At 60.8% G+C, this 26,158-nt stretch carries 14 protein-coding genes; 7 read left to right on the top strand and 7 right to left on the bottom strand.

Going from position 1 to position 26,158, the window contains the following annotated elements; genetic code table 11:
• Positions 1–108 precede the first annotated feature (108 nt).
• The 5 genes from AC30D9_RS02350 (at position 109) to AC30D9_RS02370 (ending at position 7,717) form a co-directional block, all read left to right on the top strand.
• The gene (locus tag AC30D9_RS02350; RefSeq protein ID WP_490143333.1) at positions 109–534 is read left to right on the top strand and encodes a DoxX family protein; all 426 of its coding nucleotides are present in this window, start codon (positions 109–111) and stop codon (positions 532–534) included.
• Positions 535–953: 419 nt separating this feature from the next.
• Positions 954–2,381 carry an anthrax toxin-like adenylyl cyclase domain-containing protein gene (locus AC30D9_RS02355; protein WP_490143334.1) on the top strand — a complete coding sequence of 476 codons (1,428 nt, stop codon included), beginning with the start codon at positions 954–956 and terminating at the stop codon, positions 2,379–2,381.
• A 115-nt stretch (positions 2,382–2,496) separates the two neighbouring features.
• Positions 2,497–3,777: a hypothetical protein gene (locus tag AC30D9_RS02360; protein WP_490143335.1), complete on the top strand. Its 1,281-nt coding sequence runs from the start codon at positions 2,497–2,499 to the stop codon at positions 3,775–3,777.
• Between the two features lie 102 nt (positions 3,778–3,879).
• Positions 3,880–4,833 carry a phosphoribosyltransferase gene (locus AC30D9_RS02365; protein WP_490143723.1) on the top strand — a complete coding sequence of 318 codons (954 nt, stop codon included), beginning with the start codon at positions 3,880–3,882 and terminating at the stop codon, positions 4,831–4,833.
• A 214-nt stretch (positions 4,834–5,047) separates the two neighbouring features.
• A complete protein-coding gene (locus tag AC30D9_RS02370) occupies positions 5,048–7,717 on the top strand; it encodes an ATP-binding cassette domain-containing protein (RefSeq protein ID WP_490143336.1) in 2,670 nt (889 codons plus the stop codon).
• Positions 7,718–7,880: 163 nt separating this feature from the next.
• Here AC30D9_RS02370 and hemN read toward each other — a convergent pair whose 3' ends face one another.
• From hemN to AC30D9_RS02385, 3 genes are all read right to left on the bottom strand, one after another.
• Complete coding sequence (gene hemN / locus AC30D9_RS02375; RefSeq protein ID WP_134924526.1) at positions 7,881–9,269, bottom strand: oxygen-independent coproporphyrinogen III oxidase; 1,389 nt, start codon at positions 9,267–9,269, stop codon at positions 7,881–7,883.
• Positions 9,266–10,639 carry an oxygen-independent coproporphyrinogen III oxidase gene (locus AC30D9_RS02380; RefSeq protein WP_490143337.1) on the bottom strand — a complete coding sequence of 458 codons (1,374 nt, stop codon included), beginning with the start codon at positions 10,637–10,639 and terminating at the stop codon, positions 9,266–9,268. Before AC30D9_RS02380 ends, hemN begins: the two co-directional genes overlap by 4 nt.
• Positions 10,640–10,732: 93 nt before the next feature.
• Entirely contained in the window at positions 10,733–11,176 is a 444-nt protein-coding gene (locus tag AC30D9_RS02385) for a CopD family copper resistance protein (protein ID WP_134924528.1), read from the bottom strand.
• 406 nt (positions 11,177–11,582) lie between these two features.
• Here AC30D9_RS02385 and AC30D9_RS02390 point away from each other — a divergent pair, with 406 nt between their 5' ends.
• On the top strand, positions 11,583–17,195 hold the full coding sequence (locus tag AC30D9_RS02390; protein ID WP_490143338.1) for a putative Ig domain-containing protein: 5,613 nt from the start codon (positions 11,583–11,585) through the stop codon (positions 17,193–17,195).
• A 1,639-nt stretch (positions 17,196–18,834) separates the two neighbouring features.
• Here AC30D9_RS02390 and AC30D9_RS02395 read toward each other — a convergent pair.
• The 4 genes from AC30D9_RS02395 to gabP form a co-directional block, all read right to left on the bottom strand.
• Positions 18,835–20,184, bottom strand: coding sequence for a TolC family outer membrane protein (locus AC30D9_RS02395; RefSeq protein ID WP_307572091.1), 1,350 nt, complete (start codon positions 20,182–20,184; stop codon positions 18,835–18,837).
• Between the two features lie 2 nt (positions 20,185–20,186).
• A complete protein-coding gene (locus AC30D9_RS02400; protein WP_134924530.1) occupies positions 20,187–21,557 on the bottom strand; it encodes an HlyD family type I secretion periplasmic adaptor subunit in 1,371 nt (456 codons plus the stop codon).
• Entirely contained in the window at positions 21,550–23,271 is a 1,722-nt protein-coding gene (locus tag AC30D9_RS02405) for a type I secretion system permease/ATPase (protein ID WP_490143339.1), read from the bottom strand. The genes AC30D9_RS02400 and AC30D9_RS02405 overlap by 8 nt, the downstream gene beginning before the upstream one ends.
• A gap of 306 nt (positions 23,272–23,577) precedes the next feature.
• Positions 23,578–24,978, bottom strand: coding sequence for a GABA permease (gene gabP, locus AC30D9_RS02410; RefSeq protein ID WP_307572089.1), 1,401 nt, complete (start codon positions 24,976–24,978; stop codon positions 23,578–23,580).
• Between the two features lie 518 nt (positions 24,979–25,496).
• Here gabP and AC30D9_RS02415 point away from each other — a divergent pair.
• A complete protein-coding gene (locus AC30D9_RS02415; protein WP_490143340.1) occupies positions 25,497–26,108 on the top strand; it encodes a TetR/AcrR family transcriptional regulator in 612 nt (203 codons plus the stop codon).
• Positions 26,109–26,158 lie beyond the last annotated feature (50 nt).

Consider the following 26,158-nt stretch of genomic DNA (forward strand, 5'->3'; position numbering starts at 1 on the left):
CACCCGCCGAGGGCTGCTTCGAGCCGAACCCTGCGGGGGAACCGGGCCTTGCTTGAATTAAACAGGTGTGCGTCAACCCACCCAATGAGTTTCACCACGGTCCTGATCATGATTTCAGATATGCATAAAAAAACCAGCATCGCGCACTGGACCGGCAGAGTCCTGGGCGCTCTGGTGGCGTTGGCATTACTTGCCGATGCCGGTGTGAATATTTTCGCGCCCCAAGTCCTCGCAAAAAACATGGAGCTGACCGGATTCCCCGGTCACCTCTCCTCTGTCATTGGCAGCATCATCCTGGTTTGCACGGTGCTCTACGTGATTCCGAGAACCGCCGTGTTGGGCGCAATACTGGTGACAGGATTCCTGGGTGGTGCCATTTGCACCCATTTGCGCCTGGGAGAATTCGGCTCCGCCTCGCAGATCATCAGTGGGCTATTGGGCATTGCGGCCTGGGCTTCGCTTTACCTGCGCAGCGATGCCGTCCGTTCCCTGCTGCCGCTGGTTGAAAGCAGAGGGCGAAAATCACGTTTCTGAACACCAGAGATTTATGGCACACGCGTGCGATTGCATTGGCCCGCCGATCAAACAGCCGCGCAAGTCCAGTCATGAGCTCCTTTGGTTGGCCGCATCCAGCCAATTTTTAACGCGCTCCTTCGGGGCGCGTTTTTTTGTGCCATCACCCACGGTTTCCAACCAGAAGCATGACCCCGCATAGAAAGCCTGCTCAGGCCTGTCGAGCCAGTCTCTCGTTGCCGGCCAGGTTGCTGCACTGGATGAGGAGCACTGGTAATGCGAGCTGGATCTGAACCCGTTTCCCGCCGCGCGTATTGATCGTGCCTTGTTGCCGGACATGCTCGAACGAAACGAGGGCGTCATATCCACGCGACTTCCATTCAGAACCGGCTGCCGCTGCCTGAGGCAAGGAGCAAATGCCCGAAGCTTGCGGAACCAACATGCCTGAAATCGCCACTTACTCGAGAACTAAAACTCTGGAAGCGGATGGAATGAGTCGCTTAGACCCGGTTCAATGGAACCCAACGTTCAGCTTTACCTCAGCAACAGCACCTGAGGCCAAGCATGCCACATCAGTTTCTGCCCGCCCGTTGACTGAGGTCGTCCGCGACGATATCGATAAAGTCAGCCAGCAAACAGGCATCTGTGCGAAGCACTTGCATCAGCTCCATGACATCGCTCGGAAGCATCGATGCATTATCGCTTTCCGCCCTGTTGATCCACACAACGCACAGCTGATAGAGATGGGCTATCCAACCAAGGGGCTGAATATAAAAGGGAAGAGTTCCATAGTCGGCCCGCTGTTCGGTTTTATTCCGGCAAATCAGCAGCTCAGTGGAAAAGGCGGCATGACACCGGCCGACCTGGAGAAAGCGAATCTGCAGATCGAGCAGTGCGTGGCAAGCGGCCACGCGGTTAAAGTGCCTTTGGAACTGCCCGCAGCACGCATGGATTACCTGAAGCAACATAATTTGATAAGACCGCTTGTTACGCCTGCGTTCGCAAGTACCAGGGAAGATGGGACCGCGTTTATCTTCACTGCTGAGGAAACCGCAAACGGCACCTATCGAATAGCCACGGACGGTCAGGCTATTGAAGTGCTGGCGCCGAAGGTTCAACCTCACGGCAAGCCTGCTCTTCCCTTCACCGCTGACTACGACTTGCTGTTTTTGATGTCGCAATGGGATGACGTCCCGCATCAGAGTCAACGACGAGGCTCGGTAAAACCAGCTGCGCCAAACGAGCAGCCCACCGATCTTGGCGTCGCCCACCTTCGATCGAAATTTGAAAATGTCGCCGTCAAAGATACGACGGGTGCCGCCCCGACTGTTGATTATGTCACCCGCCTCGAGGAACGAGTCATTGACGACATCAACCACTCATTACGCGGCGAGTTGAAAACACAACTGAATGTTGATGATCCATCAGACTGGAACCTGGTTCATCATGGCTCGGACGAAGGCAACCCAAGTACAAACATGCACAGTAACCTTCCAGCTACTGTCATTGCTCCGCAAGCAATGGGCGAATTTGGCGCCATTGCAGTCATACCTGACAAGGTCACGTTAAACGATTTCCTGGAGGAGGCGCGTGACACTCACGCAAGCGAACATACAGGCTATGTGCTGGTCGGAAACAGGCGTTGGTTTGATGACAAATTAAAGACCAACGTCGCCAACCGCAGTCAAGAGATCGATCGCAAGCTCAGTAGTCAGTCGTCGACTCTTTCACCCCCTGACACCCGTCACGGGAGTATAGCGTCCGGCCAAGGCAGTCGGCGTGGCAGTCATATTTCCCAGTCTGATCTGGATTTATTGAAAGGGGTTGCCGAGCACCGGCGAATTCAGTCCGGTGGATCGACCGAGTAAATCTTCGCCGACTTATACGGTGCACATTTATCCGGCTGACGTGGGAACCGGCATAACACTATTGACCACTCATCTGATCGAACCAATTTGCACACGCGCATGAGGAGAGAATCAAATGATATCGGGTGCAAGTAGCTCTTCCGTGTTCCTTGGTCACTTGCCGCATGGGCAAGCCATCGAGTCTGCCAAGACTTCGGCTCAAACCGAGCACGTCGATAAACTTTCACCCGCACATTTGAGTAAAAAGACCCTTGATGCTTTTAAGGAAACCTCCCCGGACATGATTCGGTCGGCGATTACCGAAATGGCTGCCAACGCCATTGCCGATGGGACGCTGAACCTCTACTCAACTGAGCACAGCGAGGCAACATTCAAGCTATTGCTCAGTCAAGGAAATACCAGTCCGGGCGAATTGCTCGTGCACGCAAGAAAGAATGAGCAACAGCGCTACGACATTTTTGAGCTCAAACATAAATCCTATGCATCGGGCCCCATCGAAACCGTCGTGCTCATGGAACGGTCGAAGGAAGCCAAGCATTCGACTGAACCTCATCCGGAGGCAAAGGAAAAATCAAAAAAACTCAATGCTCTATTGTCGATGCCGGGTGCTGGATCCCATAAGCAGAAACTGCCCAAGCTAAGCGAATATGCTCTAGAGCAGATTGAGAAAGTCGATGAACAGTTCGTTGGTCGAAAACTGGATAAACAAAACGTTCGCAAGCAATACCAACGTCACGTGCAGGAAAACCAGCAATTGCCTGCCGCAGAAAAAAAATCAGAACCTGAACTATGGAGAAGCGCGATTAATGATGCCAAATTTTTAGAACGTTCTGCCCTATCCGCGCGCCATCAGATGGCCCTTCGTAAGGGCAAAGGTCCACTGGAGGCGAAAGCAATGGCCGCCTTGAGTGCGCTTTACACCCCTATCGGCATGGCACGTAAAGCCCTTAAGTACAAACAAGAAAAAGTTGATCAGCAGGAACAAGATACCCGGCGCAAACTCGACGCATTGCCGTCGGAGCGGAACGCTGGAATCAGCGCTTCTCGTCCCAAGCGAAGCAGCCTGGATTCGTTGGCGCTGACCGACACTTCATTGGAAACAATCAACCGACCTTCCGATACCAGACTGAGTCGCGGCGAACCCGACGAACCCGATAATCCAGCGATCAAGGCCGGCGCCGAGGCTTATCAAGCGCTCAGCCCAGAGACCCGTGCGGCGCTCGACGCGATTTTGGAGCTGGTCGACAAGCATGGCCAAGCGGCGTTGTCGGAGCTCTCCGAAGAAGCGCGACACTCCCAGGGCGAGTATCGCGATCTGTCCTCCAGACTTTCCTTTGTAGACGCAGACGGTGGTGAGTCAAACGACTGGACATCGAACCCTGTGCCGACTCCATAGCCCTGTTCACGACGCCGTAGGGCCATCAAGCACCCATCGAACGACTCGCTTCCATCATTGGATAAAACAGTGCCTGTCCAGAAATCGCACGTGCGCACACCCGTGCTGCCTATCTCGTATGAGCACATCGATCGCTTGGTCGCGTCGATACAGCCTAGGCTTCTCGAAGAGGCGTTCAGTAGCATCATCGGTATATTGCGAGGTGGAGGCCCCCTAGCGCTGATGGTCTCCCATGCCACGGGCGTTGAACCGGCCTTTTTGCGCTATTACCGGGTCGATAGGAGCGTGATTTGGGACTCGTCGATCCCCCTTCCTCCTCCAGGCAGCAAGGTGCTGCTCTGTGAAGACATCGCTGGCACCGGGCACACCCTGAAGGACTGCCTGGCGTTCTTGCAGCGCAGGGGATTGATCGTGAGGATTTTCACTGTCGGCTTTGACGACCTAAGCGGCATACGCCCCGATTACGGGCTGGACGGGCGGGGGTATTTCTTGCAGTTCCCTTGGGAGCGCCAAGCCCTTACCTGCGCCTATCGCGATCGCTGGAACGACACCGGTGGCGGGCGTACCGGCAGGATGGCTCATGACCATGATTACGACGTGTACGCCATCGACCTCGACGGAATACTGCTTCCGGATATCCCGCTCCAACGTTATGCGGCTGACTTGAGCGCGGCGCTTGGCGAACGCGACCGCCTCGAGCCCTTCAAGCAGCTACCACCTCTGGGGCGGGTGAAGGCGATTATCACCGGGCGCCCGGAGATGGATCGCGTTCGTACTCAAGCCTGGCTAAGCCAGCACGGCCATGGCGAGACACCGTTGATCATGAGAGATACCCGCTCGTGCAACGACAGCCCAGAACAGGTTGCCCTCTACAAAGCCCGGGCATGCGTACAGTTAGGGTGCACGCACTTCGTTGAAAGCGACCCGACACAAGCGATCCTGATCGCGCAACAAGCGCCTTTGCTGCGGGTAATCTGGTGGGATGCCGGGTGCGGCCGAGGAAGATTGATCGGTGCGGCAGACTGGAAACACAGTGGGCCTGGGGCGCCATCTTGAACGGGAAAATGATGATCGAGGCATCAATGCTCCGTTTCCAGGACAATTTCTAAGCTTTTCTCATCTCTTCGCTTCGGATTAAATTTTTATTGCACGAGAATCGACAAACCCGGTCGCATAGATATCAATGCTGTGACTCAGGTTCCATTCTCCGGGTGACGCCGTTTCGCTAGAAGCCTCAACGCGTTGAGCAGACGCAAACAAGGAACGCTCCATGCCCCCACGCTCCGGCCCCCCCACCCCATCGCCTGAAGACACCGGATTCGTCCGGGTACGTGGCGCCCGCGAACACAATCTCAAGAATGTCGACGTGGACATACCCCGCAATGCCTTGGTGGTGTTCACCGGTGTGTCGGGCTCCGGCAAGTCGTCTCTGGCCTTCTCCACGCTCTACGCCGAAGCCCAGCGTCGCTACTTCGAGTCCGTCGCGCCCTACGCACGGCGCCTGATCGACCAGGTGGGAGTGCCGGATGTAGACAGCATCGAAGGCCTGCCGCCGGCGGTGGCGTTGCAGCAACAGCGCGGCACACCCAGCGCTCGATCGTCAGTGGGCAGCGTCACGACTCTGTCGAGCCTGATTCGTATGCTCTACTCTCGCGCCGGCAGCTACCCTGCCGACCAGCCGATGCTCTATGCCGAGGATTTCTCGCCCAATACGCCGCAAGGAGCCTGCCAGGAATGCCATGGCCTGGGACGCGTCTACGAAGTGACTGAAGCGTCCATGGTGCCCGATCCGTCACTGACCATCCGTGAGCGCGCGGTGGCGGCCTGGCCCATGGCCTGGCAGGGCCAGAACCTGCGGGACATCCTGGTGACCCTGGGCTATGACGTCGACATTCCCTGGCGCGACTTGCCAAAAAAGCAGCGCGACTGGATTCTTTTCACCGAAGAAACACCCACCGTTCCCGTGTACGCCGGGCTTACCCCGGCCCAGACCCGGGCGGCCCTCAAACGCAAGCTCGAACCCAGTTACCAGGGCACGTTCAGCGGCGCCCGACGTTACTTGCTGCACACCTTCATGCACTCCCAAAGTGCCCAGATGCGCAAACGCGTGGCGCAATACATGCGTGCCAGCCCCTGCCCCGTGTGCGAGGGCAAGCGCCTCAAACGCCAGGCGCTGACCGTGACCTTTGCCGGCCTGGACATCGCCGAACTGTCACATCTGCCGTTGCTGGAACTGGCCGAGGTGCTCAAGGGTGTCTTGGCGCCCGACTACCTTGAACAGGCCGAAGAAACGGGGGACGTCCTCAGCCACCGGCAAACCCGAGAAGCCCGTGAGCAACGCGCCGCCAGGGGCGAGAGCCCTCACGCGGGCGGGCCCGACGCCCGCCACACCCCCAACCTCTCCCTGGAAAAGCGCCTGGCCGCCCAACGCATCGCCGCCGAGCTGCTGGAACGCATCGTCACCCTGATCGACCTGGGCCTCGGTTACCTGGCCCTGGAGCGCAGCACACCGACGCTGTCCTCCGGCGAGCTGCAACGCCTGCGCCTGGCAACCCAGCTCAATTCCCAGTTGTTCGGCGTGATCTACGTGCTGGACGAGCCCTCCGCCGGCCTGCACCCGGCCGACAGCGAAGCCCTGTTTGGCGCCCTGCAACGCCTCAAGGCAGCCGGTAACTCCGTGTTTGTGGTCGAGCACGATCTCGATACCATGCGCCGCGCCGACTGGCTCATCGACGTCGGCCCGGACGCTGGCGAACAAGGCGGGAAAGTGCTCTACAGCGGTCCGCCGGCGGGTCTTGGACAAGTGCCTGAATCACGAACCCGCGCCTACCTCTTTGACGAAGAGCAGGCTGCGGCGCGTAGCCCACGGACACCCAGGGATTGGCTGCGCCTGGAAGGCATCACCCGTAACAACCTCGACAACCTGAGCGCCGCCTTTCCCTTGGGCTGCTTCACTGCCGTGACCGGTATCTCTGGCTCGGGCAAATCCAGCCTCGTCAGCCAGGCCCTGCTGGACCTGGTCGGCGCCCATCTGGGGCAGGCCAGCCCCAACGTCGAAGCCGATGAGCAAAGCCTGGAAGACGAACCGGTGCAAACCAGCACCGGGCGCGTTGTCGCCGGGCTCGATACGGTCAAGCGGCTGGTTCAGGTGGACCAGAAACCCATCGGTCGCACACCGCGCTCCAACCTCGCCACTTACACCGGCTTGTTCGACCACGTGCGCAAACTGTTCGCCGCGACAGAGCAGGCGCGGGAATTGGGATTCGATGCCGGGCGGTTTTCCTTCAACGTCGCCAAGGGCCGTTGCGAGACCTGCGAAGGTGAAGGCTTCGTCAGTGTCGAATTGCTGTTCATGCCCAGCGTGTACGCCCCCTGCCCCACCTGCCATGGCGCGCGTTACAACCCGCAGACCCTGGCGGTGAGCTGGCAGGGCCTGGACATTTCCCAGGTACTGCAACTGACCGTAAACCAGGCACTCGAAGTATTTGCCGAGCAAGCTGCGGCCAGGCGCGCATTGCAGGTGTTGCAGGATATCGGGCTGGGCTACCTGCGCCTGGGCCAACCGGCCACGGAACTGTCCGGCGGCGAGGCCCAGCGGATAAAGCTGGCGACAGAACTGCAGCGCAAGGCCCGGGGCGCGACCTTGTATGTGTTGGATGAGCCAACCAACGGGCTGCATCCCCAGGACGTGGACCGCTTGCTGGTGCAGTTGAATCGCCTGGTGGATGAAGGCCACACGGTGGTGGTCGTGGAACATGACATGCGCGTAGTGGCCCAGAGTGACTGGGTCATCGATATCGGCCCGGGCGCGGGATCCCAAGGTGGGAGCGTCGTGGCCTGCGGGGCTCCAGGGAAAGTCGCGGCCTGTCGAGAAAGCCGGACAGCGCCCTTCCTGAAAAGGGCCTTGCAGCCCGGGGAGCGCTCTCGACAAAGGAAATGAGTCACCTGTGGCGAGGGGATTTATCCCCGTTGGGCTGCGCAGCAGTCCCGAGACCTGACGTTGCAGTGTGTCAGGTTCATGCAATCAGCATTCCTAGGGCTGCTTCGCAGCCCGACGGGGATAAATCCCCTCGCCACAGGCATATCAGCCCGCCGCGCCCACCTCAGACTGTGCGCGAATACTGAACCGACTGGTCCGCCCCCAGGTATGCGTCGAAAGCCATGGCCACGTTGCGCATCATCAATTGCCCTTGGGGCAGCAACACCAACTCGTCGTCGCGAAGGTCCAGCAGGCTATCGCACACCAGTTCCTGGAGCCGGTCCAGGGTGTCGGCGAAGTACTCGGTAAACCGAATGCCATGGGCGCTCTCGATGGCGCCGAAATCAATGCGCCCGTGACACATCAGTTCGCTGATGACCTCGCGCCGCAGCCGATCATCATCGCTCAAGCGATAGCCGCGTTGCACCGCCAGCAAGCCTTGATCCAACCGGGCGTAATACTGGGAAAGCTCCTTGACGTTCTGGTTGTAGCTGTCGCCCACCTTGCCGATCGAGGACACCCCCAGGCCAATCAGGTCGCAGTCGGCGTGGGTGGAATAACCCTGGAAATTGCGCTGCAGGCTGCCTTGGGCGCGGGCGCGTACCAATTCGTCATCCGGCAAGGCAAAGTGGTCCATGCCAATGTAGACATAGCCAGCTTCGGTCAGGCGATTGATGGTCAACTCCAACAACTCCAACTTGCGCTCTGGCGGCGGCATGTCTTCGGGCCGGATCATCCGTTGCGCCCGCACCCGTTGTGGCAGGTGGGCATAGCTGTAGGCCGCGATCCGGTCTGGACGCAGGGCGATGATCTTGCTCAAGGTGACATCGAAACTGGCGATGGTCTGCAATGGCAGGCCATAGATCAGATCGACGCTGACCGACTTGAAGCGCGCCAGGCGCGCGGCCTCCACCAGCTCGACGACCTGGGCTTCGCTTTGCACCCGATTGACCGCGATCTGCACCTGGGCATCGAAATCCTGGACGCCGAAGCTCAGGCGGTTGAACCCCAACTGGCGCAGACCCTGGATCTGTTGCGCATCGATGGTCCGGGGATCGACCTCGATGGAAAACTCATGGGCGTCGCTGTCGTCCATGTCGAATGCCTGGTGCAGGCAGTCCATCAGGTCGGCCAGTTGTTCATGGGTCAGGTATGTCGGCGTGCCCCCGCCCAGATGCAGCTGGGTCAGCTTGCGCGAGCGATCGAACAAGGCCGCCTGCAGGGCAATTTCACGCTTGAGGTAGCTCAGGTATTCGGCGGCGCGATGAGCCTTGCGCGTGATGATCTTGTTGCACGCGCAGTAGTAGCAGAGGCTCTGGCAGAACGGGATATGGATGTACACCGACAACGGCTTGGGCAATGGCGCCTGGTTACTGCGCTGGACAGCCTGGCGGTACTCATCCATGGCAAAGGCCTGGTGGAACTGCGGGGCCGTCGGATAGGAGGTGTAGCGCGGCCCCGGGCGGTCGTATTTCTCCACCAGGGCACGATTGAAACCGGATGCGGCATTCATGATGGGTTCAACTTTTCAAAAGAGAGTGGGCTTGCGTCAACCGGTCCTGAGTCGAACAGATTGCAGATCGCATCCACGTTCAAGCGCCCGGCGGGCAGGATGCCGATAAACCGGCTCGACAGTTCGATCAATCCCTGGTCATGCAACGCTTCCAACTGCGGCCAGACAGAGGCGAAATGCTCGCGAAACACCAGGCCGAAACGCGCCTCGATGCCCAGGATATCCAGCTCCAGATCACAGGACAGTTGCTCGGTCACGCTCGCCCTGACCTGATCCTGCGCCTCACAGCGCCAACCGCGACACACCGGCAATTGCCCGGCATCCAATTGCTGACAATAGTGAAGAAGGTCGTCGGTATTCTGTACGTAGAGGTGCTCGATCTGAGTGATGGCGGCCAACCCGAACCCTACGTGATCGCAGCAGCCGTGACGGGTAAAACCCTGGCAATTGCGATGCAGACGTCCATGCTCCTGTGCCACCGCCAGGTCATCGTCGGCCCTGACGAACTGGCCCAGGCCAATGTAGTGATAACCGGCACCGATCAGTTGTTCACAACAGATGCGGCGCATGGCGTCTTTGTCGGCGGGGCTGCAAAAGACATCGGCGGCACCGGCGGTCTTCGAACGATAACGATAAGGCGCGTGGGCATAGTCGAAAACGTGCAGCCGGTCCGGCTCCAGTTCGATCAGCGTCGCCAGTTTCAGGGCAAAGCTGTTGGGCGTCTGCCAGGCGTGACCGTAACCCAAGTCGATGTTGATGGAGCGAAAACCAAACGTGCGCGCCGCGTCGATCAACGAATGGATCGGTGCCGGGTTCTGGTAGCAATCGACCGACAGATCGCTGTCCAGGCCGATGTCGGGCACGCCGATGCTGACGTGGGTGAACCCCTGGTCACGGATCAGGCCCATGGTCGACCAGTCCGTGTGGTGCAGGTCCACTTCGATGCTGTGATCGCCGCCGTCGTATTCACTGAAATCGAAACGCTTGCGCAGGTCACTCATCAGCTTCTGCAAATGGGCGATCACCGGCGTCCCACCGGTCAGGCAAAACTGTTCGACGCGTCGGCCTGCGCCCAGGTGGCAACTGACCAGGCCCATTTCATAGGTCAGGCGTTGCAGATAGCCCTCGATCTCGCCGCACCGGCAATCGCTGGCAAGGGGCGAACACGACGCCAGACGCAAGCGCGAAGGCAGGTGCACCGCCAGGGACAAGGGCCGTCGTTTCTGGCGACTGCTGCGCAACCCTCGAAGCAGGTCGAGCGAACCGATGCCTGCGTGGAATCTATGCGTACCAACCGGACAATCCAAATCAGCCACCACAGGGGCACGTCCCGAGGGTCGCTCACCGAGGGCATGGAACGGGTCGAACATGACAATCTCCGAGTGGCTGTGCGCAAGCAGTTTGCGGGGTAACCCAGCGGGGCACCTTGACCTGTATCAAGCGCCTTGGAACCACGCCAACGCTTACCAGGTGGCGTAGAACATGGCCTTGGCCAGCAGCACGATCGCGACCATGTGCAGGAACACACTGGTATGGATGATGTGCACGTAGCGGGCGTTCATGCGCCCGCTCCTGAACAGCCACATGGCCCAGAGGAAATGCCCCAGCACACTGCCCGCCAACAGAATTTTCAGCCCCAGCAGCAAACCGAAGGATGACTGCATCGGTGACGACAGCAGCGGCCAATACCGCAGCCAGACCATGCCGATGCCTGCACTGAACAGCACCAGCAGCACCCACGGCATCAATTGCCGGGCACGGCGGCTGATGCCTTGCTCCAGCAACACCATGACCTTGGCCGGCAGTTGCTTGCGAATGCTCTCGAGGAACAGGACTTCGAAGAAAACCGTGCCGATGAAAACCAGCGCGGCAAACAGGTGCAAGGTCAGAAACAGCGGATAACTCATGGGCTTCCTCAGCCGCCCTCTTCATCGGGGCGATGGTTTACTCGAGGTTATCGTGCGGCCCCCGAAGCGGGGTTGATGCCAATCAAGGAAACTCCCATCAGTCACCACGGAACCTGTGGGAGCGGGCTTGCTCGCGAAAGCGGTGTGTCAGTCATGGCAATGGCGACTGATTCGCCGCCTTCGCGAGCAAGCCCGCTCCCACAAGGGGCACCGTTCGGCCTTGAAAGCGTCAACGGAACGTTGCTCGCACGCATACTCCACACAACCGCTGATCAGTTAGTCCGGCTTTTTGACACTTTCCCCGATATTCGGTCACAACTTTTGCGCTCCGTTGGGTCATAACACCGAGGTCGTCGATGGAATATTGGCGTCTACCGAGGTTTAAGCCTGATACGGAGATAAGCTCATGATTTTCAACGTACAAAATTTTGGCGCCAAAGGAGATGGCATCACCGACGACACGGCAGCCATTCAGAGTGCGATTGATGCGGCGGCCGCTGCGGGTGGAGGCCAGGTGTATATGCCGGCCGGCACCTACATCGTTTCGGGGGGAGAGGAACCTTCCGATGGCTGCCTGATGCTCAAGAGCAACGTCTACCTGTACGGCGACGGCATGGGTGAAACCACGGTCAAGCTGGTCGATGGCTCGGACACCAAGATCACCGGGATCATCCGCTCGGCCTACGGCGAGGAAACCCACGACTTCGGGGTCAGCAACCTCACCATCGACGGCAACCGCGACAGCACCACCGGCAAGGTCGACGGCTGGTTCAACGGTTACATTCCCGGCGAAGAAGGCTACGACTCCAACGTCACCCTCGACGGCGTCGAGATCAAGGATTGCTCCGGGTACGGTTTCGACCCCCACGAGCAAACCGTCAACATGGTCATCAAGAACAGCGTGTCCCACGGCAACGGCCTGGACGGCTTCGTCGCCGACTTCCTCAGCGACAGTACCTTCGAAAACAACGTCGCCTACGATAACGACCGTCACGGTTTCAACATCGTCACCAGCACCCATGATTTCACCATGACCAATAACGTCGCCTACGACAATGGCGGCAATGGCATCGTGATCCAGCGCGGCAGCGAGGACATCCCCTCGCCCAGCAACATCACCATCACTGGCGGCGAGGTGTATGGCAACGGCGCCGAAGGCGTATTGATCAAGCTCTCCAGCGAAGTGACCGTCACTGGCGTCGACATCCATGACAACACCAGCGCCGGGATCCGCATCTACGGCAGCAACCACGTCGACGTCATCGACAACACCCTCAACAACAACGCCCTGGGCAGTGCCGTACCGGAAATCATCATCCAGTCCTATGACGATACCCTGGGTGTGTCCGGCAAGTACTTCAACGGCAGCGACAACCTCATCCAAGGCAACATCATCAGCGGCAGCGATCTGTCGACTTATGGCGTTGCCGAGCGCAACGAGGACGGTACCGACCGCAACGCCATCATCGCCAACACCATCAGCCACACGAGCAAGGGCGCCACGCTGGTCTATGGCGACGGCAGCTATGTCAGCGCCACGGTGCCAATGACTACCGTGCAAGGTACGGCGGGTAACGACACCCTGCTCGGCAGTGCCGCCAGCGAGATTTTCTACGGCGGTGCGGGCAACGACACCATCAATGGCGCGGCAGGCGGCGATATCCTCGTCGGTGGCGCAGGCATCGACAAACTCACTGGTGGCACCGGGGCCGATACCTTCCGGTTCGTCGCGCAGTCGGACAGTTACCGCAACGCAACCACCAGCTTCGATGACACCATCACCGACTTTGACGTCACCCAGGACAAGATCGACCTCGCCGGCCTCGGTTTCACCGGCCTGGGCAATGGCCGCGGTGGCACCTTGCAGGTCAGCTACAGCGCCAGCAACAACCGCACCTACATCAAGGACTTCGACGCCGACGCCAGTGGCAACCGCTTCGAACTGATTCTGACGGGTAACCTGGCCAGCACCCTGACCGCCAGTAATTTCATCTTCAATCGCGTGATCACCGGCACCAGCGGCAGCGACTCGCTGCTGGGTAGCGATGCGGCCGACACCCTGCTCGGCCTGGCGGGCAATGACAGCCTCAGTGGTGGCACCGGCGACGACAAGCTCGACGGCGGTGCCGGCATGGACACCCTCACCGGTGGCGCCGGGGCGGACACGTTCGTGTTCGCCAACCGCCTGGACAGCTACCGCAACTACAACACCGGCGGCGCCAACCTGGGCGACCTGATCACCGATTTCAACGTCAGCGCCGACAAGATCGACCTCTCGGCCATGGGCTTCACCGGCCTGGGAGACGGCAAGAACAACACCGTGTACCTGGTGCTCAACAGTGCCGGCACCAAGACCTATATCAAATCCCTGGAGGCCGACGCCAATGGCAACCGCTTCGAAGTGGCGCTGGACGGCAATTACCTCAACACCCTGACCAGCGCCAACTTCGTCTTCGCCACCACGTCGCCGACCAACCAGGCGCCCGTGCTGGCTACACCGCTGGTGGATCAGAACGCCAGCGAAAACACCCCGTTCAGCTACGTAGTGCCGGCCACCAGCTTCACCGATCCGGATAACGACAGCCTGAGCTACACCGCCAAGCTCGCCAATGGCAGCGCCTTGCCCAGTTGGCTGACCTTCGATGCCGCCACGCGCACCTTCAGCGGCACGCCACCCGACACCGCATCGGGCACCTACGCCATCCAGGTCACCGCGACCGACGGCAGCAACGCCACTGTCAGCGACAGCTTTACCCTCGCCGTGCAAGACGCCCCCGGCGCCATCGTGATCAATGGCACGCCGAACAACGACACGCTGACCGGCACCGCGGCCAATGAACAACTGTTCGGTGGCGCGGGCAACGACACCCTCAATGGCGGCGCCGGCAACGACATCCTGGTCGGCGGTACCGGAGTCGACAAACTCACCGGTGGCACCGGGGCCGATGTGTTCCGCTACACCTCGAAACTCGACAGCTACCGCACCAGTTCCACCAGCGCCAGTGACCAGATCCTCGACTTCGATGTGGCCGCCGACAAGATCGATGTGTCGGCCCTCGGCTATACCGGCCTGGGCAACGGGCTCAACGGCACCCTGCAGGTCACTTACAGTTCGTCGACCAACCGCACCTACCTCAAGGATCTCACGGTCGACGCGAACGGCAACCGGTTCGAGATCTCGATGGCGGGCAACTTCGTCAGCAGCCTGACGGCCAATCATTTCGTCTTTGCCGACCAGACCAACCCCACCAACGTGGCGCCGGTCGTGTCCACCCCACTCCTGGACCAGAACGCCAGTGAAAGCACGCCATTCAAATACACCGTGGCGAGCAACAGTTTCACCGACGCCAACCAGGATGTGCTGACCTACACCGCGACCCTCGCCAACGGCAACGCCCTGCCCGCCTGGCTGAGTTTCAATGCCACCAACCTGACCTTCAGCGGCACGCCAACCAGCACCGCGGCGGGCAACTACGACGTACTGGTCAAGGCCACCGATCCTTCAGGCGCCTCGGTCAGCGACAACTTCACCCTGGTGGTGGCCGACGCGCCCGCCAACACCATTACCGGCACCAACAATGCCGAAACCCTCAACGGCACGGCAAGCGCGGACCTGATCCTCGGCCTCGGCGGCAACGACACGATCAAGGCCGGCACCGGCGCGGACATCGTCGATGGCGGTGCCGGACGGGACTCGTTGTACGGTGGCGATGGCGCCGACACGTTTCGCTACAACAACCTGTCCGACAGCTACCGCGACTACGACACCGGTGGTGTCACGGCCACCGACACGATTTATGACTTCACCGTAGGCGTCGACAAAATCGACGTTTCGGGGCTGGGCTTTCTCGGCCTCGGCGATGGCAGCAACCACACGTTGTACATGACCCTGAACTCGGCCGGCGACAAGACCTACGTCAAGTCCGCCGAAGCCGACGCCGATGGCAATCGCTTCGAGATAGCCCTCAACGGCAACTATCTCAACACCCTCACCGCCAACGACTTCGTCTTCGGCGAGCGTGCCCAGCAGGATATTCTCTACCTGCCAACCCTCGGCCAATCCAATGCACGCCTGCTGCGCATGACCGAGGACGACGACCAATCCGGCACCTCGATGCTGGTCAAAGACCTGGACCGCTACACCACCTACGACGTGCGCAGCCAGTTCACCGATGCCGATGGCAACGGTATCGACATCGCCGTTGGTGGCAGCACGGTCAACGGCCTGTCCACACTCAGCGCCGAGGAACTCAAGCTGTGCTGGTGGTTGACCGACACCAACCAACCCGGGCCGGCGCTATTGCGGGCGGTGACGTTGCTGCGCGACCAGCGCACTGAACTGCAGTCGATCGATAACGTCACCATGGGCATTATCTGGGGCCAGGGCGAGGAAGCCGCCCAGGAAATCGCCCGCGCCACAGACAAGGTCGCCGCCGCGGCGGCGTACAAAGCCGCGACCCTGAAAGTGTTCGATTACCTGCATGCCCAGTTCGGCAATTTCAGCGTGTACCTGATGGAAACCGGTCATTACTCAGAGGATGCGGCCCGGGCCCGGGGTTATTCGGAAGAGAAGATCGCGTCCATTGTCGAGGGCGTCGGCTATGTCCGCGCCGCCCAGGAAGCCATGGCCGCCGAGCGCGCCGACGTCAAGCTGGCGGTGGACTACACCGACCTGCCCTTGCGCTACGAAGTCGATCCACTGGTGTACCCCGATGACGTCTGGCACCTGCACGAAGAATCGGCGGAAATCGTCGGCCAGCGCCTGGCGGATTACATCGCCGATGACCTGGGCTTCCAGGGCAACCCCAACGACAACAACAGCGTGCAGGACATCTTCGACAACGCCCAGAACCAAGGAGGGATGATCTCTGGCACCGACCAGGACGACACCCTGGTGGGCAGCTCGGGCAACGACACCCTGGATGGCGATCTCGGCGCCGACACCCTGACCGGGGGGGATGGCAACGACATCTACGTGGTCGACAATGCTTTCGACAGCGTGGTGGAAACCAACACCTCGACCGCGCAGATCGATACGGTGCAGGCCTCGGTCAGTTGGACGCTGGGGGCCAATCTCGAAAACCTGGTGCTCACCGGTGTGTCGGACATCGACGGCACTGGCAATGAACGGCGCAATTTCATCACCGGCAATGCCGCCAACAACGTGCTCGACGGCGCCGCTGGGGCCGACAGCATGAGCGGTGGCGACGGCAACGATACCTACTTTGTCGACAATGCCGACGACAGCGTGATCGAAACCAACAGCAATACGGTGACCGGCGGGGTCGACAGCGTGCACAGCAGCCTGGCGACCTATACTTTGGGCAGCAACGTCGAAAACCTGTATGTCGATAGCACCGGTGCCGCCAATGGCACGGGTAACGCGCTGGACAATACGCTGTTCGCTGGCGCCGGCAACAATGTCCTGGATGGCCGCGACGGCATTGACACGGCGAGCTTTGAGCGCGCCCTCTCCGGTGTGACCGTGAACCTCTCGACGTCTGCGCAGCAAAACACCGTGGGGTCCGGGCTCGATACCTTGAAATTCATCGAGAACCTGAAAGGAAGCGCCTACGCCGACACACTGTCGGGGAACAGCGCGGCGAACGTCCTCGACGGCGGTGCAGGCAACGATACGTTGGTAGGTGGCTCGGGCGATGACCGGTTGATCGGCGGCGCAGGCACCGACAACCTCACCGGTGGCACGGGCGCCGACACCTACGCCTTTGGTGCGCTGGCGGACATGGGCGTCGGCGCTTCGCGCGATGTGATCAACGGTTTCAAGAGTGCGGAGTTCGACAAACTGGACCTCACCGGTCTGGACGCCAACCCGTTGACCGCCACGGTCGATGCCTTCACATTCATCGGCAGCAACGCCTTCGACGCCACCAACGCCACCGGCCAGCTGCGCTTTGCCGATGGCATTCTCTACGGCAGTACCAACGCCGACGCCACCCCCGAGTTCGAATTCGAACTGGTGGGCGTCAAGGAGCTGCACGCCAGCGACTTCACCGCCTGAGCCAAGCCCCCTCCAACAGGGGTCGTGTTGCGCCTGAAATATCCAGGTCAACCGCAGATCAAAAATGTGGGAGCGGGCTTGCTCGCGAAGGCGCCGGCACATTCAACAAAGGTGCTGACTGACCCACCGCTTTCGCGAGCAAGCCCGCTCCCACAGGGGTCGTGCTGTGCCTGAAAAATCCAGGTCAACCGCAGATCAAAACTGTGGGAGCGAGCCTGCTCGCGATGGCGCCGGCACATCCAACAAAGGTGCTGACTGACCCAACGCTTTCGCGAGCAAGCCCACCCCCACAGGGGTCGTGCTGTGCCAGAAAAATCCAGGTCAACCACAGATCAAAACTGTGGGAGCGAGCCTGCTCGCGATGGCGCCGGCACATCCAACAAAGGTGCTGACTGACCCACCTCTATCGCGAGCAGGCTCGCTCCCACAGGGGTCGTGTTGTGCCTGAAAAATCCAGGTCAACCGCAAATCAAAACTGTGGGAGCGAGCCTGCTCGCGATGGCGCCGGCACATCCAACAAAGATGCTGACTGACCCACCTCTATCGCGAGCAGGCTCGCTCCCACAAGGGTCGTGCTGTGCCTGAAAAATCCAGGTCAACCGCAGATCAAAACTGTGGGAGCGAGTCTGCTCGCGATGGCGCCGGCACATCCAACAAAGATGCTGACTGACCCACCGCTTTCGCGAGCAAGCCCGCTCCCACAGGGGTCGTGCTGTGCCTGAAAAATCCAGGTCAACCACAGATCAAAACTGTGGGAGCGAGCCTGCTCGCGATGGCGCCGGCACATCCAACAAAGATGCTGACTGACCCACCGCTTTCGCGAGCAAGCCCGCTCCCACAGAGGTCGTGCTGTGCCTGAAAATCCAGGTCAACCGCAGATCAAAACTGTGGGAGCGAGCCTGCTCGCGATGGCGCCGGCACATCCAACAAAGGTGCTGACTGACCCACCGCTATCGCGAGCAGGCTCGCTCCCACAGGGGTCGTGCTGTGCCTGAAATATCCAGGTCAACCGCAAATCAAAACTGTGGGAGCGGGCTTGCTCGCGATGGCGCCGGCACATCCAACAAAGGTGCTGACTGACCCACCGCTTTCGCGAGCAAGCCCGCTCCCACAGAGGTCGTGCTGTGCCTGAAAATCCAGGTCAACCGCAGATCAAAACTGTGGGAGCGGGCCTGCTCGCGATGGCGCCGGCACATCCAACAAAGGTGCTGACTGACCCACCGCTTTCGCGAGCAAGCCCGCTCCCACAGGGGTCGCGTTGTACCTGAAAAATCCAGTCAACCACAGATCAAAAATGTGGGAGCGGGCTTGCTCGCGAAGGCGCCGGCATATCCAACAAAGGTGCTGACTGACCCACCGCTTTCGCGAGCAAGCCCGCTCCCACAGGGGTCGTGCTGTGCCTGAAAAATCCAGGTCAACCACAGATCAAAACTGTGAGAGCGAGCTTGCTCGCGAAGGCGCCGGCACATTCAACATGGATGCTGACTGACCCACCGCTTTCGCGAGCAAGCCCGCTCCCACAGGGGTCGTGCTGTGCCTGAAAAATCCAGGACAAGCCCACAGAGGGTCGTGTTGTGCCTGAAAGGTTGAAGGCAAGCACAAGGCCTGGACCGTTTCTGTGGCGAGGGATAAGGATTGTCTAGAACAGGCTTTGCACCTGCTCCAGCACCGCGCGGTTCATCTGGCCGGTGTGGGTGTGCAGGCTCACATAACTCTGCAGCATGTCGAGCTTGGTGTTGAGCAGGTCTCGACGGGCCTGGAACAGCCGCTGCTGGGCATCGAGGATGTCCACCGTGGAGCGCACGCCGCCCTGGAAGCCTTTTTCCGTCGAGGCCAGTGCTCGCTGGTTGGATTCAACCGCCCGCTGCATCGCCTTGCTCTTGGCAAACCCGGCCACGACGCCCAGGTAGTCGGTCTCGATATCCTCGGCCAGTTGTTGACGTTGCACGTCGTAGTCGGACTGGGCGCCGGCCAGTTGCGCCTCGGCCTTGGCCACCGAGGCTCGTACCGCCCCGCCGCGATACAGCGGAATGTCCAACTGCACGCCGACGTAGTAGGTGTCCTGGCGCGGGTCGAGTTCCTGGTATTGACGGGTTTCCCGGCGGGTCAACTGAGTGGTCAGCGACAAGGTTGGATAGTGCCCGGCGCGCTGGCTGTCGGCCTGGGCCTCGGCAACTTTCACCGCCGCCAGCCGGGCGGCCAGCTCGGGGCTGGCTTGGCGGGCTATCGCGGTCCAGTACGACAAATCCTGCTCCGGCGGGATCGGGCTGCCGGTGGTCAGTTCTTCGCGCATCGGCAAGATGTCATCGATGGGCACGCTGGCACGCCCGGACAACGCCCGCAAAGCAGCCACCCGGCGCGCCTGGGCTTCAGCCTCCTGGGCCTGCACCAGATCGAGTCGCGCCTGGGCTTCGTCGATATCGGTGATCGCGCCCTGCCCGCCTTCATAGAGCTTTTTACTTTGAACGACCAAACCCTGGATGGCGGCCTTTTGCTGGGCGATCAACTTGATTTCGTTCTCGGCCCGGGCGACGTCGAAATACCCCTTCGCCACCCGGTCATACAGGGTCTGGCCGGCCACGTCGAACACCTGGGTGCCCAGTTGGCCGCGTGCCTTGCCCTCCTGGTACGCCGCCCAGCGGGCCTTGTCGTAAAGCGGCTGCTGCGCCGCCAGAGTGACGTTGTTCGCCTGGTAATCGTTGCTGTTGACGTAGGTGCTGTCGTCACCGCCATCGGTACGTCCGCCATAGCCGTAGCGCGAGGTCAATGACACCTGCGGGTAAAGCCCACCGCGACCGATGTCCTCTTCATGTCGTGAAGCTTCGAAGGCGTGGGCCGCCGATTGCACGGTCGGATCGTTGAGGCGCGAGGCATCGTAGGCGGCGGTCAGGCTCAGGCCACCCTCGGCGGCCCACACGGGATTGATCGCCGCCCACCCGGTACACAGGCTTAGCAACACACGCAAACGGTAGCGGCTACGGTCGACCACGCTCATTCCTCCTTGAAGGCTGCAAGCAAGCGTTCACGCAAAGGCTTCATCAGGTAATTCATCAAGGTGCGTTCGCCGGTCACTACCGTGACATCGGCGAGCATGCCGGGGCGCACCAGCAAGCCGGCACCCTGCAACGCAGCCACGGTGTCGGCGGGAATCTCGACCTTGGCCGAGAAGTACGGTTGGTGCGTCTGTTCATTGATCAACTGGTCCGCCGACACCGTCGTCACCGTACCGGTGACCGTCGGCGTATCCACCCGTTGCAGCGCGGTGAAATGCACATGCACCGGCAGGCCCGGGCGCAGTTTGTTGGCCATCAGCGGCTCGAAGCGAGCAGTGATCGCCATCGGCGCATCCAGCGGCACCACCTGCATCAGGGTCTGCCCGGCCTGCACAACGCCGCCGACCGTATGAATACTCACGTCCATGACCTGCCCGGCCACTGGCGCACGGATCGCACCGTTGTCGACTTCAAACTGCAAGGCACGAATCTGATCGGCATAGCCGGCCGCCTCGGCAGACACTTCGCTGAGCTGGGTTTCGGCATCGCGGCGGAATTCCTGTTGTGCCTGCAAGGCCTTGAGTCGGCTTTCGTTGATCGCCTGGCGCGTCCTGCCGACATCGCCCACGCCAGAGGCGATCTGCCCCGCCAATTGGGCCGCGTTGCGCTCGGCCTCGAACAGTTTGTTGCGCGGAACGTAGCCTTCGCGGGCCAGGTCACGCAGGCCTTCGAGTTCCTGCTGCTGGAAACGCATCTGCGCGTCGTAGTTGCGCTTGACGCCTTCGTAGCCAAGCAATTGTTGCTGCAAGGCCGCGGCTTCGTGCTCGATGATCTGCAAGCGGCTGCCCAGCTCCGCGCGACGGGTGATGAACAACTGGCTCTGCAACGCCATGGCCGCCTTGACACGCGGTTCGTCGGCACGCGCCAACAGTTCCGCAGGCCACTGGATTTCGGCGTTGCCCAGGCGCTCGGCAATCAAGCGCGCTTCGATGCTGCGATCATTGAGCAGCTTGCCCAGGGTCACGTCCAATTGCGACTGCGCCTGCACCGTATTGAGCTGTACCAGCAATTGCCCCTGGGTGACGCGGTCGCCATCGCTGACCAGCAGCTTTTCCACCACCCCGCCGATCAACGACTGCACGGCCTTGCGCTCCCCCGCCACCACCACGGTACCGCTGCCCACCACGCCCTGGTCGAGCGGTGCCAGGCAGGCCCAGAGCAGGAAACCACCCAGGGTCAGGACCAGGAATCCGACGCCATAACGTGCTGCGCTTCCGGCGTCGGTACTGGCGCTGGGCAGCGTCGTGGTGCTGCGCACGCTCAGCCCGTGCTCGCTGTAGGTCTGTGCCTCGGGAATCAGATCACGCATCTTCGCCAGCCTCCCTGACCGCGGCCGGTCTCGGCCCCGGCATCAATGCCTTGAGCACTCGGTCCCGTGGGCCGAACGCCTGTTGAGTACCGTCCTTGAGCACCAGGATGTGATCGACCACCGCCAGCACACTGGGCCGGTGAGTAATCAACACCACGGTGCTGCCGGCCGCCTTGAGCGCGTTGATGGCCTGCATCAGCGCCAGCTCCCCGGCGTCATCGAGATTGGAGTTGGGTTCATCGAGCACGATCAGCGACGGCCGCCCGTAAAGCGCGCGAGCCAGGCCCAGGCGTTGTTTTTGCCCACCGGACAAGCCAAGCCCGCCGGGCCCCAGCGGCGTGTCGTAGCCCTTGGGAAACCGCAGGATCATCTCGTGGATGCCGGCATGACGCCCGGCGGCGATGATCTTGTCGGCGTCCTGCTCACCGAAGCGGGCGATATTGTCGGCAACCGTGCCGTCGAACAGCTCGATGTCCTGTGGCAGGTATCCAAGGTACGGGCCCAAGGCGTCGTGGGACCATTGGCTGATCTCGGCATCGTCCAGGCGCACCGACCCGCCCATGGCCGGCCAGACCCCGACCAAGGCCCGCGCCAATGTCGATTTACCACTGGCGCTGGGCCCGACCACCGCGAGCACATCGCCTTTGGCGAGACTGAAATTGATGCCGCGCAGGATCGGCTGCGAAGCACCCGGCGGGCCGACATACAACTGTTCCAGGCGCACTGCGCCGGTAGGTGGCGGCAATGGCATGCGCAGGCGTTCGCGCGGATGCTGGGCCAGCAGTTGACTCAGGCGCTGGTAACTCTGGCGTCCGGCGTTGAATTGCTTCCACGAGCCGATCGCGATTTCCACGGGCGCCAGGGCCCGCCCCAGCAACAGCGACATCGCAATCATCATGCCCGCCGACAGCTGGCCTTCAAGTACCAGCAAGGCGCCCAACCCCAGCGCCAGGGACTGCCCGGAGATACGCACGAAACGGGTCGTCGAGGTGATACGCGCGCTGCGGTCGCTGGCGTGGGCCTGGGCGGCGATGATCCGTTGCTGCAACAGGCTCCACCGCTGACGCAGCGGTCCGAGCATGCCCAGGGCCTGGATGACTTCGGCATTGTGCAGCGTGCTGTTCACATAGATCGACGACTGCACCCCCAGTCGATTGGCTTCCCCCAGCCGTGCTCGCGTCGCCAGTTCGCCCCACAGCGCCAGGCCGATCAGCACCAGGGCCAGCACCAGCGTGAGCACGCCAAACCAGGGGTGAAAGATGAACGCCACCAGCAGAAAGATCGGCAGCCACGGTGCGTCGAGCAAGGCAATCAGGCCCTGCCCGGTAATCAACTGCCGCAGCGTGGCCAGATCGGTGAGCACCTGCGCCGGGTTGGCGTTGTGCTCGCGCAGGCTGCGGGCGAAGGCGGCGTCGAAAATCCGCTCGCCCAAGGCTTCGTCCAGACCTGCGCTCATGCGAATCATCACCTCGCCGCGCACCCACTCGATCAGGGCGCTGAACATGAACAGCCCCAGGGCCATCAAGGTAAGCATGAACAAGGTGGTTTCGTTGCGGCTGGTCAGGACCCGGTCGTAGACCTGCATCATGTAGAGCGACGGCACCAGCACCAACAGATTGATCACGCCACTGAACAATGCAAGGGCCCAGAACACCCGGCGATAGCTCAGTAAGGCAGCATCGATGTCATGACGCGGATCGAGTAGAAACCCCATGGGAAATCGCCTGCAAGAGAAATGGTCGGTCCAGGACGCAATCCATCGCGAGGCTTTTTCCCGAGACTGTTCGAGAAAAATCAGTCCAGTCGGCGTGCTGTTATCAGGGGCGATCCTCATCCCTACAGGCGCCAATTACTGACAACGCAGCCGCCGGTTAGTGCCGGTTCGCAGGGGTGGGCTTGCAAGTGGGTGACAGGCGGACGGGCCGCGCTTCAGGACGGAGGTTATTGCGTCCTGAACAGGCCCAAAACGAGGTTTTGTTGACGCCAGTAACGTGGCGTCAACAGGGTAAGAACGGCACGGTTAACCGAGGGATGCAACCTGCTCAGGCTGGGGCGAATGTCGCGACGTCAACAGGCCGATAAAGGAAATGACCAGCGCCAGGCCGAGGGTGGTACTGACCTCGCTCCGATGCTCGGGCGTGACCATCATGACCGCCAGCGCGGCCGAGATGAACACGATGACCAACCAGGTCAGCCAGGGGAACAGCCACATGCGGAAAGGCAGCTCGATATTCTGCCGTTGCAACATCCGGCGCATGCGCAGTTGCGAGATAGCGATCACCAGATACACCAGCAAGGCGATGGCGCCGGAGCTGGCGAGCAGGAACTGGAACAGGCCGGCGGGCATGAAGTAGCTGAACAAAGTGACACCCGCGCCCAACACGGTACTGGCAATGACCGCAGACCGTGGCACACCGGCCGAGGACGTCACCTTCACGGCCTTTGGCGCATCGCCACGGCGCCCCAGGGAATACAACATCCGCGAGGCGATGTAGATCGAAGAGTTCATGCAACTGGCCACGGCGATCAGCACCACCACATCCACCAGGAACTTGGCATGGGGAATGTTCATCAGCTCCAGGGCCCGCTGGTAGGAACCCACTGAAGCCAGGAGCGGATCGTTCCAGGGCACCACGGAAATGACCACGAAGATCGACAACAGGTAGAACACGCCGATACGCCAGATCACCGAACGGGTGGCCTTGGTAATGTTCCGCGAAGGGTTATCGGATTCGGCGGCGGCGATCGTTACCGCCTCCGTGCCGATGAAGCTGAACATGATGGTGATGAACGCGCCCACCACCGCCGACAGGCCGTTGGGGGCGAACCCGCCATGCTCCTCCATCAACCGACTCAGGCCGCTGGCTTCACGCTCGGGAATCCAGCCCATCAGCACCGCGAAACCCAGGGAGATGAAACCGATGATCGCCACGACCTTGGCCATGGCGAACCAGAATTCGAACTCGCCGTACTTGGAGACGCTGAACAGATTCGTAACGGCCAGCAGAACGATCGATACCGAGGCGAACAGCCAGGCATCGACGGCGGGAAACCATTGGTTGAGTACATGACCTGCGGCCAACGCTTCGATGGGAATCACCAGCACCCAGAACCACCAGTACAGCCAGCCGATGGTGAAGCCCGCCCAGCGTCCGATGGACTGGTCGGCATAGGTGGAGAATGAGCCGGTGTCCGGATTGGCAACCGCCATCTCGCCCAGCATGCGCATGACCAGGACCACCAACAGCCCGGAGAACAGATAGGCCAGCATGACAGCCGGGCCGGCGGCGGCGATGGCATGGCCCGATCCGACGAACAGACCGGCACCGATGATCCCGGCAATGGAGAGCATGGTGACGTGACGAGGCTTGAAGCCCTGTGCCAGATGGCCGTTCGAATCCTTGAAGCTGGGGCTGGTCATTTTCTTATTCTCTTGTGATCGAACATTGAGACGCGCGCAGGGACAGTCGGTGTTTCCGGTTTCGCGCCCCTCCTGAAGGCGGCACCTCTTGGAGTGTTGATCCACCCCGGGCGAACGTGCATTTACGGTGAAAAGTCGCGCCACGTTACCTGTGTTTTCTCCCCAGTCAGTTACCTGAACGCGCCACCTCTGTGCCTGATGTCGCCAAGTACGGCATGGCGTTTTGCCTCATGCCAGGCGTCTGGACCGCGGCATCCAGCCGAGCCCTGAGGGACCGCAATGAAATAAACCCTTTAAAAACTTTACTGGGTTAAGTATTTTGCATGGGGCATCAGGCGCTATTGTTATCCGCCATAACACCGGTGGGAGCGAGCCTGCTCGCGATTGCGGAGTGTCAGTCAACGTCAATGTTGGCTGCTTCAGTGCAATCGCGAGCAGGCTCGCTCCCACAGGTTGATCTGCAACTGGCTGGCATTGCTCCGGTCGCCTCTTTTTTATTTCAATGACAAGGACCTCCCGTGAGCGGACTGCGTGAACGTCAAAAAGCCGAACGCCGCCAAGCCATCAGCAAGGCAGCGGTCGAACTGTTCGAGCGCCAGGGTTTCCAGAACACCACCATCGAACAGATCGCCAGCCAGGCCGGCGTATCGGCGCCCACGGTGTTCAAGTACTTCGGCAACAAGCAGGAGATCATTCTCGAAATCCTGCACGACGCCGACCAGCGCGCACTCACGGACACCCGCAGCCAGATGCCTGAAATCGAGGACCCGGTCGAAGCGCTGTGTTATCTGGAACGGTTGCTTACCGGTTATGCGCTGGAAGTCATGCACCCAAGCCTGTGGCGCGAGTTGCTGCCGCTGATCCTGTTCGGTGGCGACAACGGGTTGCCCGAAGGTTATCGCGCCATGAACGATGCGCTCAGGGCCGAGATCAGCGGGCTGATCAGGGAATTGCAAGAGGCTGGCAAGTTGCGCGCCGACCTGGACGTCGACCTCGCTGCGTTCCTGTTGAACGATTATTCGCACTTGCAGCTGTTCAGGCTGGTCAACCAGGAACAGCCGGATATCGAGGCCCACTCCACCCAGGTCCGACGTATCACCGAACTGCTCTTCCTGGGCATGCGCGCCTGAGCGAGTCACTCATCGATACGGACCCGGCGCCGCAACGCCGGGTCACGCTG

Source organism: Pseudomonas sp. DF11, from assembly GCF_058148565.1.

Coding starts and splice junctions, on each gene's coding strand:
- gabP (WP_307572089.1), bottom strand. CDS start 24,978: ATGACCAGCCCCAGCTTCAAGGATTCGAACGGCCATCTGGCACAGGGC.
- AC30D9_RS02355 (WP_490143334.1), top strand. CDS start 954: ATGCCTGAAATCGCCACTTACTCGAGAACTAAAACTCTGGAAGCGGAT.
- AC30D9_RS02385 (WP_134924528.1), bottom strand. CDS start 11,176: ATGAGTTATCCGCTGTTTCTGACCTTGCACCTGTTTGCCGCGCTGGTT.
- AC30D9_RS02400 (WP_134924530.1), bottom strand. CDS start 21,557: ATGCGTGATCTGATTCCCGAGGCACAGACCTACAGCGAGCACGGGCTG.
- AC30D9_RS02370 (WP_490143336.1), top strand. CDS start 5,048: ATGCCCCCACGCTCCGGCCCCCCCACCCCATCGCCTGAAGACACCGGA.
- AC30D9_RS02350 (WP_490143333.1), top strand. CDS start 109: ATGATTTCAGATATGCATAAAAAAACCAGCATCGCGCACTGGACCGGC.
- AC30D9_RS02380 (WP_490143337.1), bottom strand. CDS start 10,639: ATGTTCGACCCGTTCCATGCCCTCGGTGAGCGACCCTCGGGACGTGCC.
- hemN (WP_134924526.1), bottom strand. CDS start 9,269: ATGAATGCCGCATCCGGTTTCAATCGTGCCCTGGTGGAGAAATACGAC.
- AC30D9_RS02390 (WP_490143338.1), top strand. CDS start 11,583: ATGATTTTCAACGTACAAAATTTTGGCGCCAAAGGAGATGGCATCACC.
- AC30D9_RS02405 (WP_490143339.1), bottom strand. CDS start 23,271: ATGGGGTTTCTACTCGATCCGCGTCATGACATCGATGCTGCCTTACTG.
- AC30D9_RS02360 (WP_490143335.1), top strand. CDS start 2,497: ATGATATCGGGTGCAAGTAGCTCTTCCGTGTTCCTTGGTCACTTGCCG.